This is a genomic window from Pseudomonas sp. EGD-AK9, assembly GCF_000465935.2.
In the GTDB taxonomy this organism is placed as follows: Bacteria; Pseudomonadota; Gammaproteobacteria; order Pseudomonadales; family Pseudomonadaceae; genus Aquipseudomonas.
On record NZ_AVOF01000729.1, the window covers coordinates 1 to 15,327 of the forward strand.

Sequence of the window (15,327 nt, forward strand, 5' to 3'; positions counted from 1 at the left end):
CAGGGCGCCGAGCAGCTGATCGAGAATCAGCCAGCCGAACAGCATCCCGGCCACCGGCTCCATGTTCATCACCGGCGCGTTGCGCGCGATATCCAGGCGCGGCATGCAGATGAACAGCACCGAAAACGCCGTGCCGTAGAGCAGTACCAGGCAGGCCAGGGCCACCCAGCCGACCGCTGCATCGGGCAGGCCGAGGCCACCGGGCAGGGCGCCGCTGGCGCCGGCCAGGGCCGAGGCGCTGAACACCACCGCCATGGTCAGCATGCTGCGCACCCGCCCGGGCATCGCCGACAGCCGGTGTTCGGTAATCCACAACGCAACGGCGAATACCGCCGCTGCGGTCAGGCTGAACGACACCCCTTCGATCCAGCGCGCATCGAGCTGGGCCTGACCGGCCAGGCGCGCCGGCACGTCCAGCACCAGCACCAGGCCGAACAGGATCAGGCCCATGATCAGCGCCGCGCGGCCGGTCGGTCGCGGGCCGCCGAGTGCCCAGGTGAGCAGCGCCAGGAGGATCGGCGAGAGGTTCACCACCAGCAGCGCCAGGCCCACCGGGATGCGCGCCACCGCCGAATAGATGCAGAAGCTCTGCACCGCGATCAGCAGCCCCAGCACCAGCTGCCAGCCCCAGGTCTGGCGGCTCAGGCGCAGTGAATCGCGCTGCCACAGCACCAGGGCGGCGAGCACCAGCAGGGTCACCCCCGAGCGGCAGAGGATCGCCAGCAGCAGGCCGGCGTCGTGGTCGAAGGCGATACGCGCGGCGATATGGTTGCCGGCGAAGGAGCAGGCCAGGGTGGCGAGGATCAGCGCGGCGATATGCCGGGGGAACGGGGCGGCGTGCATGGCGTGGCGTTACGTCCTTATAAAGCAAGAGCCGCCAGGCGGCGGCTCGGGGTGAATGGGGTAGGCCTCGTTTCCGCAGAACGGGAGTGGAGCGGGCGCGGGTTCAGAGCACCACGCTGGGCAGCCACAGCGAGATGGCGGGGATGTAGGTGACCGCCATCAGCACCGTGAACAGCGCGGCGTAGAACGGCAGCAGCGCTTTCACCGTGCTCTCGATGCTGACCTTGCCGATGGCGGCGCCGACGAACAAGACCGCGCCCACCGGCGGGGTGATCAGGCCGATACCCAGGTTGACCAGCATGATCATGCCGAAGTGTACCGGGTCGACGCCGAAGGAGGTCACCACCGGCAGCAGGATCGGCGTGAGAATCAGGATCAGCGGCGCCATGTCCATCAGCGTGCCCAGGGCCAGCAGCATGAAGTTGACGCACATCAGGATCACGTAGCGGTTGTCCGACAGGGTCAGGAAGGCCGTGGTGATCTTCGACGGAATCTGCATCAGGGTCATGATGTAGCCGAAGCTGGCGGCGAAGGCGATCAGGATCATCACGATCGACAGGGTGCGCACCGTGCGGTGCAGCATCTTCGGCAGTTCGCTCCACTTGTAGTCGCGGTAGATGAACATGGTCACGAAGAAGGCCCAGACCACCGCCACCGCGGCCGACTCGGTGGCGGTGAACACGCCGCTGAGGATGCCGCCGAGGATGATCACCATGGTCATCAGGCCCCACAGCGCCTCGACGCAGATCTTCAGCGCCTGGCGCAGCGGAATCACCTCGCCCTTGGGGTAGTTGCGCTTGCGCGCGAACAGCAGGCACAGGGCGGCCATGGTGAAACTGAGCAGCAGGCCCGGGCCGATGCCGGCGACGAACAGCGCGGCGATCGACACCGTGCCGCCGGCGGCCAGCGAGTAGATCACCGAGTTGTGGCTGGGCGGGGTGAGCAGCGCCTGCACCGAACCGGAGACGGTGACCGCGGTGGAGAACTCGCGCGGGTAGCCCTTCTTCTCCATCTCCGGGATCAGCACCGAGCCCACCGAGGCGGTGTCGGCCAGCGAGGAGCCGGAGATGGCGCCGAAGAAGGTCGAGGCGGTGATGTTGACCAGCGACAGGCCGCCGCGGACGAAGCCCACCAGCACCCCGGCGAAGGCCACCAGACGGCGGGCCATGCCGCCCTCGGCCATGATCGCGCCGGCCAGGACGAAGAAGGGGATGGCCAGCAGGGAGAATTTGTTGACGCCGCCGGCGATCTGGATCATCACGGCATGCAGGGGAATCTCGATCCACCAGGCGCCGATCAGGGTAGCCATGCCAAGGGCATAGGCGACCGGGACGCGCAGCAGGATCAGGGCCAGGAAGCTGCCCAGCAGGATGACGGCATCCATTACACGGCCTCCTTGGAGTCTTCGGAGCATTCGTAGTCGACGACGCGGCGCTTGTGCTGGTCGCCATAGAGCAGCTGTTCGAGCACGAACAGCAGGGTGATGAAGCCGCCCAGCGGGATCGGCGCGTAGCTGAGGCCGACGCGCAGCCAGGTCAGGGTGCTCAAGTACTGGTTCCAAGTGGCGACGCACAGCTTGTAGCCCCAGATCAGCATGAACAGACTGATGGCGGCCATCGCCAGGCGCACGAACAGGGTGAGAAGCGGCTGGGCCGCCGGCGGCAGCCGATCGCTCAGCACATTGACCGCCATGTGCGCGCAGGCGCGGTAGCTGGCGGCGGCGCCGACGAAGGTGAACAGCACCATCAGCAAGATGGCGATGGGTTCGGGCCAGCCCAGGCCCTGGCCGAGCGCGTAACGGCTGAACACGCCCCAGGGGATGATCGTCGCCATGATCACGATCGCCAGGCCGGCGACGCCGATGCAGGCGCGGTAGATGGCGTCGTTGACGCCCAGAACCAGGTTTTTCATCAGATTTCACCGGTGGCGCCGCGACGGCCCAGGCCGCCGCGACGCGCTTGCGCGAGGTTTACTGGACGGCTTCGATGCGCTGAATCAGCTCGGCGAACTGCGCGCCGTACTTCTCACGAACCGGGGCGGTGGCGTCGTAGAAGGGCTTGGTGTCGACTTCGATGAACTCGACGCCTTCGGCCTTGAGCTTGTCGACGCTGCTGGCGCTCTTCTCGTCCCACAGTTGACGCTCTTCCAGTTGGGCTTCCTTGGCCAGTTTCCTGACCAGTTCCTGTTGTTCCGGAGTCAGCTTGTTCCAGGAGGTCTTGGACATCAGCAACGGCTCGGGGAGGATCAGGTGGTGGGTCTGGGTGTAGTACTTGGCGGCGCGGAAGTGGTTGTGCTCGAGCAGGGTCGGCGGGTTGTTCTCGGCGCCGTCGATCACGCCGCTCTGCAGGGCGCTGAAGATCTCACCGGTGTCCATGGCGATGCCGTTGGCGCCCATGGCATTGAGGGTGTCGATGAACAGCGGGTTGCCCATCACGCGGATCTTCATGCCCTTGAGGTCTTCGATGCTGCGCACCGGCTTCTTGGTGTAGAGGCTGCGGCTGCCGCCGTCCATCCAGGCCAGGCCGACCATGTTGAAGTCGGAGTTGGTGATGGCGTCGAGGATTTCCTGACCGATCTCGCCGTCGATGATCTTGCGCATGTGGTCGACATCGCGGAACACGAACGGCATGTTGAATACGTTGGTGGCCGGTACCACCGGGCCGACCGAGCCGAGGCTGACGCGGGTCAGCTGCACGGCGCCGATCTGGGTCTGCTCGATCACTTCCTTCTCCGAGCCGAGTACGCCGCCGGCAAACATGCGCGACTTGATCTCGCCGTTGGTGGCTGCTTCCAGCTTCTTGCCGAGGTTTTCCATGGCCACCACGGTGGGGTAACCGGCGGGGTGGATCTCGGCGATCTTCAGGGTCACCTCGGCCTGTACGAAGGAGGACAGGCCGAGGGCTAGCGGAAGTGTGGCCAGAAGCAACTTGCGTTTGAGGTTCATGCGGAAATCTCCGTCTTGTTGTTGTTGGTAAGCAGCAGTGCAAACCGGTACCGCGAGCGGCCCGGGGTGGAGCGGATTCAGGCCCGGTAGGCTGGCTCCTCGAGTCCGGCGACTCCGGGATTGAGGGCGAACACGCCGCCGGCCAGCGGCTGGTCGGACAGATCGCCGCCGGGGCGGATCGAGGTGACGAACAGGGTGTCCAGACGCGGCCCGCCGAAGGCGCACATCGTTGGCTTCTTCACCGGCACGGCGAGCGAGCGATCCAGGCGGCCGTCGGGGGTAAAGCGGTGGATCAGCCCGGCATCGTTGCCGCAGATCCAGTAGCAGCCGTCGACGTCCATGGCGGCACCGTCCGGACGACCGGGGTGCTGCTTCATGTCGACGAACAAGCGGCGGTTGTGCGGGGTGCCGCTGTCGCTGTCGTAATCGAAGGCCCACACCGCCTGCACCGAGGGATGCGAATCGGAGAGGTACAGGGTGCGGCCGTCCGGGCTGAAGGCCAGGCCGTTGGGCACGATCAGGTCGGCGAGGCATTTTTTCAGCTGACCGTCGAAGCGATACAAGGCGCCGACGGGGGCACCTGCAGCCATGTCCAGCAGCATGCTGCCGGCCCAGAAACGCCCCTGGCGGTCGCAGCGTCCATCGTTGAAGCGCATCTGCGGCCGGGCGTGTTCGACCGCCACCAGGCGCCGGGCCTCGAGGCTGCCGTCTGCCTGCGGCTGCAGGTGGAAAATGCCGCTCTGCATGCCGGCCAGCCAGCCGCCGGCCGGGTGCCGGGCGATGCAGGCGAGCATTTCCTCGGCCTGCCAGCTCTGGCTGCTGGCGTCGCACAGGTTCCAGCGATGCAGGCGGGCGGCGGGGATGTCGACCCAGTACAGGGCCTGCTCGGCGGCGTGCCACACCGGGCTTTCGCCGGTGGCGTTGCGGGCATCGAGGATCAGTTCGGCTGGCATGGCAGTTCGTCGCTCGCTGTTGTTCGTCGTTCTCGCGTCGGGGCTGCGTGGGGCGTTTCAGTCGTCGCCGAAAGGCCCCGCGGCGACGAAGGCGCCGCCCTGGTAGATGCGCGCCGGATCGTCGGCGGCCGGCAGCGGCTGCGCTTCCACCTTGTCGCGGAACAGCTCCGAGCTGTCCTTGGGCTTGAAACCCAGGTGCGCGGCCTGGCTGTTGTCCCACCACACCTCGCGGTTGGCCGACATGCCGTAGACCACGGTGTGACCGACATTCGCGGTATAGAGGCCGCGTTCGATCAGCTGGGTGAGATCGTCGTAGCTCAACCAGGTGCTCATCATTCGGCGGTTGGCCGGCTCGGGGAAGGAGGAGCCGATGCGGATGCTCACGGTCTCGATGCCGTAGCGGTCGTAATAGAAGCTGGCCATGTCCTCGCCGTAGGACTTGGACAGGCCGTAGTAGCCGTCCGGGCGACGCTGGCAGTGGGCGTCGAGGTGCTCGTCCTGCTTATAGAAGCCGATCACGTGGTTGGAGCTGGCGAAGACCACACGTTTCACGCCATGCCGGCGCGCCGCTTCGTAGATATGGAACACGCCGCAGATGTTGGCGCCGAGGATTTCCTCGAAGGGGCGCTCGACCGAGACGCCGCCGAAATGCACGATGGCATCGACGCCTTCGACCAGTTGGTGCACGCCGGCCTTGTCGGCCAGGTCGCAGCGCACCACTTCCTCGTGGGGGCCGGCCGCCGGTGCCATCTCGCCGATGTCTGACAGGCGCAGGATGTTGGCGTAGGGGTGCAGGCGCTGACGCAGTACCTTGCCCAGGCCACCGGCGGCACCGGTGAGCAGCAGGCGATTGAAGGGGCGGAGGTCGCTGGAAGTGGTGGTCATGGCGGGCCTGGACTCTTGTCACTTGTTGTTATTGGGTTGTCATACGTTGTCGTATGACTTGTGCCGATTATCAACAGCCCGCAGGGCCGCTGTCAACGCGCAATCCGGGGAAAATTACGTCTTTTCGTCTGCTCGGTGCAGGCGCTCAGGCGGACGATTAGCCCCGTTCTTTCTTTGCTTTTGCGTCGGCTTGACGGCTCTATTGCGCACCTTGCACAGCCATTTCCGAGTGCCAGGGCGGCTCGTGTCGCGATCTGGGCGGCGGCTCGGCACATGCACCGTTCGTCTCTTTTCACTAAAGTTGTATGACAACGTATCTCGCGTGAATCCGGGCCAGCGCCCTGGGCTGTCCCGAGGTTATCGGCTTCGGCGACCTGTCCTGCGCGGCACACACCCATCCGCCGCAGGCGCGCCAGCCGTTGCGCCTGGATGTGGGGCGAGGTGATCGAGCGGGGGAGTGGGTGAGGGGAGGTGGGCGAGGGGCAGTCGATAGCGCCCTCGATCGGCCCGTGCGCCCCAGGTTATTTGGCGGTCCAGTCTCCGATCAGCGGCTATTTAGCTTGATCGCAATAAGGTCACCACACTGAACAGCTGAATTTGACCTGACAGTCGCGGGCCTCAAGGCAGGTAACTGTCAGATCAACTCACGATCACTGCAAATTAGCGACATCTGGTCCGCATGTTTCTGACAACGGCCAATTCTTTGCAGCCCGCAACCGCCTAAGACACCGGCATTGCCCGGTCAAAGATGCTGTTTTGATCGTCATCCTTTCCCGTAGTAAAAGCCGCTCCCTCAATGTGATAGACCGTCGGCTCTTCGGAAAAATATTCCTCCAGGCCGAGCATGAACAGCCGATGGTCTTCGCTCGCTTCGAAGCCCGGCGTGTGGTCCTCGAGTGAAGCCCAGCGCACGATCAGGTTGAACCGCTCGGGGGTTTCGATACCTGGCGCGAGCATGTGGCCGCCATACCCCTTGGCGCGGCGGAGCAAAGGTGCAACCTCGGCAAATGCGCGTTTGAAGGGTTCAATCTGTTCTTGGTGAACGGGCAGCAGTGCGATTTCATAAATCATTGCGGTATTCCTCTAGAGTAAGTTCGGCAGTTGCACCTATGCCCTTACGGGGCGAGCGAGGGCTCGACGGCAATCGCGATTTTTCCCCGCAGACCATTGTTGGGCGTCTCCAGCAGGGCATGGGCGAGCCCAATGTCGGCAAGTGAATAGACCGCACCAACATGGGGCCGCAGCTGGCCGCGCTCGACCAAGGCGCTCAGCTCATCGAGCTTGCCGCGGTTCTGGCGGGTGAAGACGAAGTGGTAACTGGCGTTCTTGCCCCAGGCCTGAATGAGGTTCTGCGGCTTGGCGATGTCCACGATCGAGACCACGCGGCCGAGCTGGGCGAGCGCGTCGGGGCTACGGGTCAAGGTGTCGCCGCCGATGGTGTCGAAGATCACATCGACGCCCTGGCCATCGGTTTCCCGCAGGATGGCGTCCACGTAATCCTCTTGTTCGTAGTCGATGACCACGTCGGCACCCAGCCCACGGGCGAACTCGAAGTTCGCTTCGCGCACGGTGGTGAACACCCGCGCGCCAATGGCCTTTGCCACCTGAATCGCGACATGGCCCACGCCGCCCGCGCCGCCGTGGATCAGAATGCTTTCCCCGACCCGGAGCGATACACGCCCGACCAGGGCTTCCCATACCGTCCCGCCTACCAGCGTCAGGCTGGCCGCCTCGAGATGGCTCAGCGACGCCGGCTTCTTGCCGATGATGCTTTCGGAGGCGACGTGGTACTCGGCATAGCTGCCGTCGCCTTCGAAGATTTGCGTGGTGTACCAGACTTCGTCGCCTGGCACGAAGCTCGTCACCCCCGGGCCGACGGCTTCGACGACGCCGGATACGTCATGCCCGGTAATGGCGGGGAGAGGCACGTAGTCGACGTAGTCGCCCCGACGTACCTGGTAATCCAAGGGGTTGATGGAGGTTGCGTGAACCCGCACCAGCACTTGTCCCGCTTGCGGCACCGGCTTGGGTACGTCGCTCAGTTCGAACGATTGCGGGCCGCCGAATGAGTTGAGAATTTGCGCTTTCATGGTAGTTCCTCGTTTCTGGAAAAAGGGATATAGGGAATTTTCGATATATAGAGCCAAAGAATTAACGGGTCTTTCCTACGATCTCTCTAGCGTGAGTGCTTCGGTAAAAAGGGATATCGAGAATTGTCGATGTTATGCGTGAAAAAATTACAACTCTTTGCCTATGATCTCGGCCAGAGCACGGATGTTGGCTTCATTGCGCTTGTAGTAGGTCCACTGCCCGATCCGACGGACTTCGACCAGCCCCACTCGCTGCAGCGTGGCAAGGTAATCGGACACCGTCGACTGCGACAGACCGACACCTTCCTGAATACTGCTGACGCAGACGCCCACGGTATGAACGTCCCCTTCATCCTGTGGAGGAAAGTTCTTCACCGGATCCTTCAGCCCCTTGAGGATTTCAAGGCGGGTCGGATTTGAGAGGGCTTTGAATACATTGATCAGTTCCATGGCGCGATAATATCGAGATTTACCGATATGTCAATGCGGGAATCATCCGCCCGTCGGACGGGTAACCCAAAGGGGGTTGCCTTCAGGGGCAGTCGGGTTGCGCAGCACATCCCAAATTGGCCAGCCTCTCGACGGGGGCTCGATCTGCACTCGCCTTTTTACCGCCCGCTCGCCGTCGAGGTCATTGCTGCGCCCGTCTGAATGAGGCTGACGCTCCCGCCTGTGAGTGCCTCAATCGCGCCAGCAAGGGCTCAAGTTCGGTTCGACACGCCGATCGCCACCGGCGAGATGCTCACCAGCCCGGCCGAGCACTGGGAGTTCATCCGCCGGCGCACCGCCGACTTCCTGATGCCCGATGCGCCGCGGGGCGGCGGCATCACCCCGTATCTGCGCGTGCACCTGGCGGCCAGCCATACGCGCGAGCTCTGGGGCGGGCGATCAGGTGCGCAGAATGGCGTTGATCGCGCTGGGCTTGGGCCGCAGGGCACTGAACACCTGCCAGAGGATGAAGGCCAGGGCCAGGCCGAGGAAGCTGCCGGCGATGGGGGTGGTGAAGAAGTCGGCGAAGTTGCCGTCGGAGAGCATCAGGCCGCGGCGCAGGTTGGTCTCGGCCATCGGCCCGAGGATGAAACCGATGATGAACGGCGCCGCCGGCAGGCCGGCCTTGACGAAGCCGTAGCCGAGCAGGCCGAACAGCAGGATCGACCAGACATCGAACAGGCGGCTGGACAGGCCGAAGGCACCGACCACGCAGAGCACCAGGATGATCGGAAGGAGGATGTGCTTGGGCACGTCGAGCAGCTTGATGAACAGGCGCAGGCCGTAGAACTCCATGAACAGCATCATCACCGTGGCGACCAGCAGGGCGGCGAAGATGGTGTACACCAGCGGGCCCTGGCTGATGAACAGCAGCGGGCCGGGCTGGATGCCGTGGATCAGGAAGCCGCCGAGCATGATCGCGGTGACGGTGTCGCCGGGAATGCCCAGGGTCATCAGCGGCAGCATGGCGCCGCCGATGCCGGCGTTGTTGGCGGTCTCGCTGGCGACCACGCCGCCGATGTTGCCCTTGCCGTAGGTGTGGCCGTCCTTGGCGCGCTTCTTGGCGATGATGTAGGACACCAGGTTGGAGGTGCCGGCGCCGATGCCGGGGAGGATGCCGATACCCAGGCCGATCAGGCCGGAGCGCCCGGCGTTGGGCAGCTGCTGGCGGAACTCCTTGAGCGAGAAGCCGAAGCCCTTGATGTTCTTCATGCTCACCGAGCGGGCCTTGCCCTGCACGGCATGGCGGCCGGTTTCGGCCAGCTTGATGATCTCGGCCACGGCGAACATGCCGATCATCACCGCCAGCATGGAGAAGCCGCCGTTGAGCTCGCTGAAATCGAAGGTGAAGCGGCGGATGGCTTCCACCGGGGCGATGCCGACGGTGGACACGGCGATGCCCAGGCCGCCGGCGAACAGGCCCTTGACCATCGAGCCGGCCGACAGGGTGGCGATCAGGGTCAGGGAGAACACGGCGATGGCGAAGTATTCGTGCGGGCCGAAGCGCAGGGCCACCTTGGCCAGCTGCGGGGCGATGAACATCAGCGCGACGATGCTGAAGATGGTGCCGAGGAAGGAGAACACGATGCCGACGCCGAGCGCCTTGACGCCATGGCCCTGCTCCATCAGCGGGCCGCCGTCGAACACCGTGGCGATGGACGAGGGCGTACCGGGAATCTTCAGCAGGATCGCCGAGATCAGCCCCCCCGAAGTGGCGCCGATGAACAGCGCGACCAGCAGCGACAGGCCCGCCTGCGGGCCCATGGTGAAGGTCAGTGGCAGGCACAGGGCCACGGCCATGGTGGCCGACAGGCCGGGCACGGCGCCGAAGACGATGCCCATGGCCACGCCGACGGCCATCAGCAGCAGGATGTTGAGCGAGAAGACGGCACCGAAGCCTTGCTGCAGTAATTCGAGCATGGTCGTTCCTCAGAGGAAGTTGAGCAGGCCGGCGGGCAGCATCAGATCGAAGGCCTCGCGGAACAGCAGGTAGACGACGGCCGAGCAACTGACCGCGATCAGCAGGTAGACCAGGTGGTTGGCCTTCTGCCGTACCGGGGTCAGCACCAGGAACTGCAGGTAGAGATAGACCACCGTCATCAGCGGGAAACCCACCGGGCCGAGCAGGGCGATATAGCCGAGGATCAGGCCCAGGGTCAGCAGCACCGTCTTGGGCTCGACGACACAGGTGGGGGCCTCCTCGGCGGGGCTGGCGGGCAGCTCGCCCTGGGCTTCGCCGGCGCTCTCGGCGCCGACCTGGGACTTGCTGGCGAGGGCGGCACAGACTTGCAGCACGCCGAGCAGGGTCAGGAAGCCGGCCAGCAGCAGGGGCAGGGTGGCGGCGTCGACGCCCTGGTGGCTGGGCAGTTGATAGGCCATCGCCAGGTAGGCGAGGCTGCAGCCGATCATGGCCAGGCCGATGATCAGTTCTTTCTTGTTCGCGGTAGCGTTCATGGGAAACCTCGAAGAACGAATGCGCAACGCTGGCGGGATCGTCCGGCCAGCGTTGCGTCATGGCTCACTTGCCTTGGCGCATCTCATCCTTGAACTGCATGAAGTCGTCGCGGGTCTTGGCCAGGATCGCCTTGGCGTCCTCGGTGCCGAAGTAGGCGACCGGCTGCTTGAACTTCTTCAGGTCCTCGGCGTACTCGGGGATCTCGGTGATCTGCTTCATCAGGTCGGCCATCTTGGCGACGATGGCCGGGTCGGTGCCCTTGGGGAAGGCGACCACGTAGGGCTTGTCCATGGTCAGGTCGAGGCCCTGCTCCTTGAGGGTCGGCACGTCGCCGAGCAGCGGGTTGCGCTCGTCGTTGGGCTGGCCCAGGGCAACCATCTGGCCGCCGTTGACGTAATCCTGCACCGAACCGTAGGTGATGGCGCCGAGGTCGAGGCGACCGCCGAGCATGCCGACCACGCGGTCGGACACCGTGCCGCCGTCGACCATCTTCAGCTTGGTGCCGGAGAGTTTTTCCAGCATCAGGCCCTGGGCGTGGGAGAAGCTGCCCATCTCGGTGCCGTAGGTGATGCTGCCCGGAGCGGCCTTCGACTTGTCGATCAGCTCCTGCATGTTGTTCACCCCGGCGTCCTTGGAGGCGACGAAGACGGTGCTCTTGTCCACGCCGGCGATGCAGGACACGTCGAAGGTCTCGAAGCTGTCTTCGGTCAGGCCGGCCACTTCGTTGACGATCAGCTGGCCCGGATGGGTGAAGAGGAGGGTGTTGCCGTCCGCCGCCGCGCCCTTGACCTGCTCGGCGGCCAGGGTGCCGCCGCCGCCGGCGACGTTGGTCACCACCATGGTCTTGCCGGTGAGCTGGTTGAAGTACTTGGCCATCATCCGGGCGTTGAAGTCGGTGTCGCCGCCGGGGTTGGCGATCACCACCACCTGCACCGGGCGGGTCGGCCAGGCGACGTCGGCGGCAACGGCGGCCGACTGGGCGGCGAGGGTGCCCAGGCCGACCAGGGCAGAGAGCAGGGAAGCGCGGAAGGTTTTTTTCATTGGAATGCTCCGGGGTTGAGGGTGGAGTGCTTCAGTTGTCGCGGCCGAGGCTGGGGCGTTTCGGGTGGTACTGCCAGCCTGGCACCAGGTACTGCATGGCCATGGCGTCGTCGCGTGCGCCGCTGGCCACCTGCTTGTACAGCTCGTGGGCGGCCATGATTCGCGGCATGTCGGGTTCGACGCCGATGCCGGGCTTGCTCGGCACCTCGACCTGGCCGCCGATGATCTGCAGCGGCTCGCGGGTCAGGCGCTGTTCGCCTTCCTGCCAGATCCAGTGGGTGTCGATGGCGGTGACATGCCCCGGCACGGCGGCCGCGGCATGGGTGAACATGGCCAGGGAGATGTCGAAGTGGTTGTTGGAGTGCGAGCCCCAGGTCAGGCCGAATTCCTCGCACACCTGGCCGAGACGCACGGCGCCCTGCATGGTCCAGAAGTGCGGGTCGGCCAGCGGGATGTCCACCGCCTCCAGGCGCAGCGAGTGGCCCATCTGCCGCCAGTCGGTGGCGACCATGTTGGTGGCGGTGGGGATGCCGGTGGCGCGCTTGAACTCGGCCATCACCTCACGGCCGGAGTAACCGTTCTCCGCGCCGCAGGGGTCTTCGGCGTAGGCCAGCACATGAGCCTGGCCGCGGCACAGTTCGATGGCCTCGGCCAGCGACCAGGCACCGTTGGGGTCGAGGGTGACGCGGGCCTCGGGGAAGCGGGCCTTGATCGCGCGGATGGCGTCCATCTCCTCGGCGCCGCGCATGACCCCGCCCTTGAGCTTGAAGTCGGCGAAGCCGTAGCGCGCATGCGCGGCCTCGGCCAGGCGGGCGATGGCGTCGGGCGTCAGCGCGGCCTGGTGGCGCAGGTGATACCAGTCATCCGCCGAGCCTTTGCCGGCGAGATAGGGCAGGTCGGTGCGCTGACGCTCACCTATATAGAAGAGGTAGGCGAGCATCGGCACGCGCTCGCGCTGCTGGCCGCTGCCGAGCAGCTCGGCCACCGGCACCTCGAGGTGCTGGCCGAGCAGGTCGAGCAGGGCGGCTTCCACCGCGGTGATCACGTTGTCCAGGCGCAGGTTGATCTCGTGCGGCTGCTTGAGCACGCGCGCCTCGGCCGCCGAGGTGACCTGGTGCTGGGTGGTCTGCGGGCCGCCGGCCGGGCCGGCGATGGCCTGGCGCAGGCGGTTGAGCACGCGGTTGTAGCGGCCGACCGACTGGCCGATCACCAGCTCGCGGCAGCGCTCCAGGGCCTGGCGAATGCCTTCGCCGCCGGGTACTTCGCCGCAGCCGGTACGCCCGGCGCTGTCGGTGAGCAGCACCAGGTTGCGGATGAAGTAGGGGGCGTGGGCGCCGCACAGGTTGAGCAGCATGCTGTCATGGCCGGCGACCGGGATGACCTGCATCTCGACGACCTGGGGCGTGGCGCTGGAGCTGGGTTCGTACATCTGGCTGGGGACTCCGAACGGGTAGCGGCGCATGCCGCCGTGGCGGTAAGGCGCGCTTCAGCGGCGATGCGCCGTGCGGCGTGAGGTTGCTCTGGATGAACGGGATACGGGCGGCGCCGGTCGCGGGCAGGCGGTATCGGGCTGGGGACGGCGACGCACGGCGGCGCACGCTTGGGCTGGGGAGGTCGATGACATGACCTGGGCCTCGGATTGTTGTTATTGGATGTCATAGGTTGTCGTATGACTTGGCGCAAATTAGTACCAGCCGCTTTTTCCCCTGTCAACGCGCATAGGTCATTTTGTCCGACAGTCCGGCGCCTGGCGCGCGTAGCCTCCGGCCGCCATACAGGGCGGTCCGGCTGCCTCTAGGTCGATGATCTGCCCGCTGTGGCCGGGCTTGCCGGATAAGGCGCCGGCATGGGCTGGGGGAAGGCGCGCGGACGAGCGGTGCGAAAAACTGGTGTTTTTTTTATTGTTGTACGATAACGTATCTCTACAGCTGCGGCTGACGCTATCCTCACAACTCGCTCTACAGGGTGTTCGCATAATGAATCCACAAGAACTGAAGTCCATCCTCTCCTCCGGCCTGCTGTCCTTCCCGGTCACCGATTTCGACGCGGCCGGCGATTTCAACCCGGTCGGCTACGTGCGCCGCCTCGAGTGGCTGGCCCCCTACGGCGCCTCCGCGCTGTTCGCCGCCGGCGGCACCGGCGAGTTCTTCTCCCTGGCGCCGGACGAATACAGCGCGGTGATCAAGACCGCCGTCGACACCTGCGAGAAGTCCGTGCCGATCCTGGCTGGCGTCGGCGGCCCGACCCGCATGGCCATCCAGATGGCGCAGGAAGCCGAGCGCCTGGGCGCCAAGGGCCTGCTGCTGCTGCCGCACTACCTCACCGAAGCCAGCCAGGACGGCGTCGCCGCCCATGTCGAGCAGGTGTGCAAGTCGGTGAAGATCGGCGTGGTGGTGTACAACCGCAACGTCTGCCGCCTCAATGCCAGCCTGCTGGAGCAGGTGGCCGAGCGCTGCCCGAACCTGATCGGCTACAAGGACGGCCTGGGCGACATCGAGCTGATGGTGTCGATCCGTCGCCGCCTCGGCGAGCGCCTGACCTACCTCGGCGGCCTGCCGACCGCGGAAGTCTATGCCGCGGCCTACAAGGCCCTGGGCGTGCCGGTGTATTCCTCGGCGGTGTTCAACTTCATCCCCAAGACCGCGATGAACTTCTACAAGGCGATCGCCGCCGAAGACCACGCCACCGTCGGCAAGCTGATCGACGATTTCTTCCTGCCCTACCTGGACATCCGCAACCGCAAGGCCGGTTACGCGGTGAGCATCGTCAAGGCCGGTGCCAGGATCGTCGGCTACGACGCCGGCCCGGTGCGCGCGCCGCTGACCGATCTGCTGCCGGACGAGTACGAGGCGCTGGCCAGGCTGATCGAAGCCCAGGGCGCGCAGTAAGCAGCTAGGGGGCGCCGCCGTTGGGCGCATCCTGCGGGCGAGCAGCGCATAGCCATAAATAGCCAGGAGGGATCATGAGCAAGCGTTACGACAACTACATCGGTGGCCAGTGGGTCGCCGGCAGCGATTACTCGCGCAATATCAACCCATCGGATCTGTCCGACGCCGTCGGCGAGTACGCCAAGGCCGACGCCGCCCAGGTCGATCAGGCCATCGCCGCGGCCCGCGCCGCCTTCCCGGGCTGGTCGATCTCCGGCATCCAGGCGCGCAGCGACGCGCTGGACAAGGTCGGCAGCGAGATCCTCGCCCGTCGCCAGGAACTCGGCGAACTGCTCGCCCGCGAGGAGGGCAAGACCCTGCCCGAGGCCGTCGGCGAGGTGACCCGCGCCGGCAATATCTTCAAGTTCTTCGCCGGCGAGTGCCTGCGCCTGAACGGCGAGATAGTGCCCTCGGTGCGCCCCGGCGTGTCGGTGGAAGTGACCCGCGAGCCGCTCGGCGTGATCGGCCTGATCACCCCGTGGAACTTCCCCATCGCCATTCCGGCGTGGAAGATCGCTCCGGCCCTGGCCTACGGCAACTGCGTGGTGTTCAAGCCCGCCGATCTGGTGCCGGGCAGCGCCTGGGCGCTGGCCGAGATCATCTCCCGCGCCGGCTTCCCCGAAGGCGTGTTCAACCTGGTGATGGGCAGCGGCCGCGTGGTCGGCGAGGCCATGGTCGGCGACCAGCGCGTCGACGGCAT

The 15,327-nt window shown here is 65.6% G+C and carries 15 protein-coding genes and 1 pseudogene; 3 read left to right on the forward strand and 13 right to left on the reverse strand.

Annotation, left to right across the window (positions count from 1 at the left end):
- The 9 genes from N878_RS23285 to N878_RS23325 all read right to left on the reverse strand — a co-directional run.
- Positions 1 to 843, reverse strand: an 843-nt coding sequence (locus N878_RS23285; RefSeq protein ID WP_021445904.1) for an EamA family transporter, incomplete at its 3' end; no start/stop codon positions are given.
- Between the two features lie 103 nt (positions 844 to 946).
- On the reverse strand, positions 947 to 2,227 hold the full coding sequence (locus tag N878_RS23290) for a TRAP transporter large permease (protein WP_021445905.1): 1,281 nt from the start codon (positions 2,225 to 2,227) through the stop codon (positions 947 to 949).
- Positions 2,227 to 2,754: a TRAP transporter small permease gene (locus N878_RS23295; protein ID WP_021445906.1), complete on the reverse strand. Its 528-nt coding sequence runs from the start codon at positions 2,752 to 2,754 to the stop codon at positions 2,227 to 2,229. Before N878_RS23295 ends, N878_RS23290 begins: the two co-directional genes overlap by 1 nt.
- A gap of 58 nt (positions 2,755 to 2,812) precedes the next feature.
- Positions 2,813 to 3,787, reverse strand: coding sequence for a TRAP transporter substrate-binding protein (locus N878_RS23300; protein WP_021445907.1), 975 nt, complete (start codon positions 3,785 to 3,787; stop codon positions 2,813 to 2,815).
- Between the two features lie 77 nt (positions 3,788 to 3,864).
- Entirely contained in the window at positions 3,865 to 4,740 is an 876-nt protein-coding gene (locus tag N878_RS23305; RefSeq protein WP_021445908.1) for an SMP-30/gluconolactonase/LRE family protein, read from the reverse strand.
- 57 nt (positions 4,741 to 4,797) lie between these two features.
- Positions 4,798 to 5,625 (reverse strand): NAD(P)-dependent oxidoreductase, encoded by an 828-nt coding sequence (locus tag N878_RS23310; RefSeq protein ID WP_021445909.1) that lies wholly within the window; start codon positions 5,623 to 5,625, stop codon positions 4,798 to 4,800.
- Between the two features lie 720 nt (positions 5,626 to 6,345).
- Positions 6,346 to 6,696, reverse strand: coding sequence for an antibiotic biosynthesis monooxygenase (locus tag N878_RS23315; protein WP_021445910.1), 351 nt, complete (start codon positions 6,694 to 6,696; stop codon positions 6,346 to 6,348).
- A gap of 44 nt (positions 6,697 to 6,740) precedes the next feature.
- Positions 6,741 to 7,715: a zinc-dependent alcohol dehydrogenase family protein gene (locus N878_RS23320; RefSeq protein WP_021445911.1), complete on the reverse strand. Its 975-nt coding sequence runs from the start codon at positions 7,713 to 7,715 to the stop codon at positions 6,741 to 6,743.
- A 147-nt stretch (positions 7,716 to 7,862) separates the two neighbouring features.
- Entirely contained in the window at positions 7,863 to 8,165 is a 303-nt protein-coding gene (locus N878_RS23325) for a helix-turn-helix transcriptional regulator (protein ID WP_021445912.1), read from the reverse strand.
- A 249-nt stretch (positions 8,166 to 8,414) separates the two neighbouring features.
- Here N878_RS23325 and N878_RS29715 point away from each other — a divergent pair.
- Positions 8,415 to 8,594: pseudogene (locus N878_RS29715) on the forward strand (enolase C-terminal domain-like protein); the annotation flags it as partial.
- A 9-nt stretch (positions 8,595 to 8,603) separates the two neighbouring features.
- On the opposite strand, the gene N878_RS23330 reads toward N878_RS29715, so the two are convergent.
- From N878_RS23330 to N878_RS23345, 4 genes are all read right to left on the reverse strand, one after another.
- Entirely contained in the window at positions 8,604 to 10,124 is a 1,521-nt protein-coding gene (locus tag N878_RS23330) for a tripartite tricarboxylate transporter permease (protein WP_021445913.1), read from the reverse strand.
- 9 nt (positions 10,125 to 10,133) lie between these two features.
- Entirely contained in the window at positions 10,134 to 10,658 is a 525-nt protein-coding gene (locus N878_RS23335; RefSeq protein WP_021445914.1) for a tripartite tricarboxylate transporter TctB family protein, read from the reverse strand.
- A gap of 64 nt (positions 10,659 to 10,722) precedes the next feature.
- The gene (locus tag N878_RS23340; protein WP_021445915.1) at positions 10,723 to 11,700 is read right to left on the reverse strand and encodes a tripartite tricarboxylate transporter substrate binding protein; all 978 of its coding nucleotides are present in this window, start codon (positions 11,698 to 11,700) and stop codon (positions 10,723 to 10,725) included.
- A gap of 31 nt (positions 11,701 to 11,731) precedes the next feature.
- On the reverse strand, positions 11,732 to 13,129 hold the full coding sequence (locus tag N878_RS23345; protein ID WP_021445916.1) for an enolase C-terminal domain-like protein: 1,398 nt from the start codon (positions 13,127 to 13,129) through the stop codon (positions 11,732 to 11,734).
- Between the two features lie 547 nt (positions 13,130 to 13,676).
- Here N878_RS23345 and kdgD point away from each other — a divergent pair.
- Positions 13,677 to 14,588, forward strand: a complete 912-nt coding sequence (gene kdgD, locus N878_RS23350) for a 5-dehydro-4-deoxyglucarate dehydratase (protein WP_021445917.1) — start codon at positions 13,677 to 13,679, stop codon at positions 14,586 to 14,588.
- A gap of 74 nt (positions 14,589 to 14,662) precedes the next feature.
- Positions 14,663 to 15,327 (forward strand): aldehyde dehydrogenase family protein (locus N878_RS23355; protein WP_021445918.1); only part of this gene is annotated, 665 nt, incomplete at its 3' end.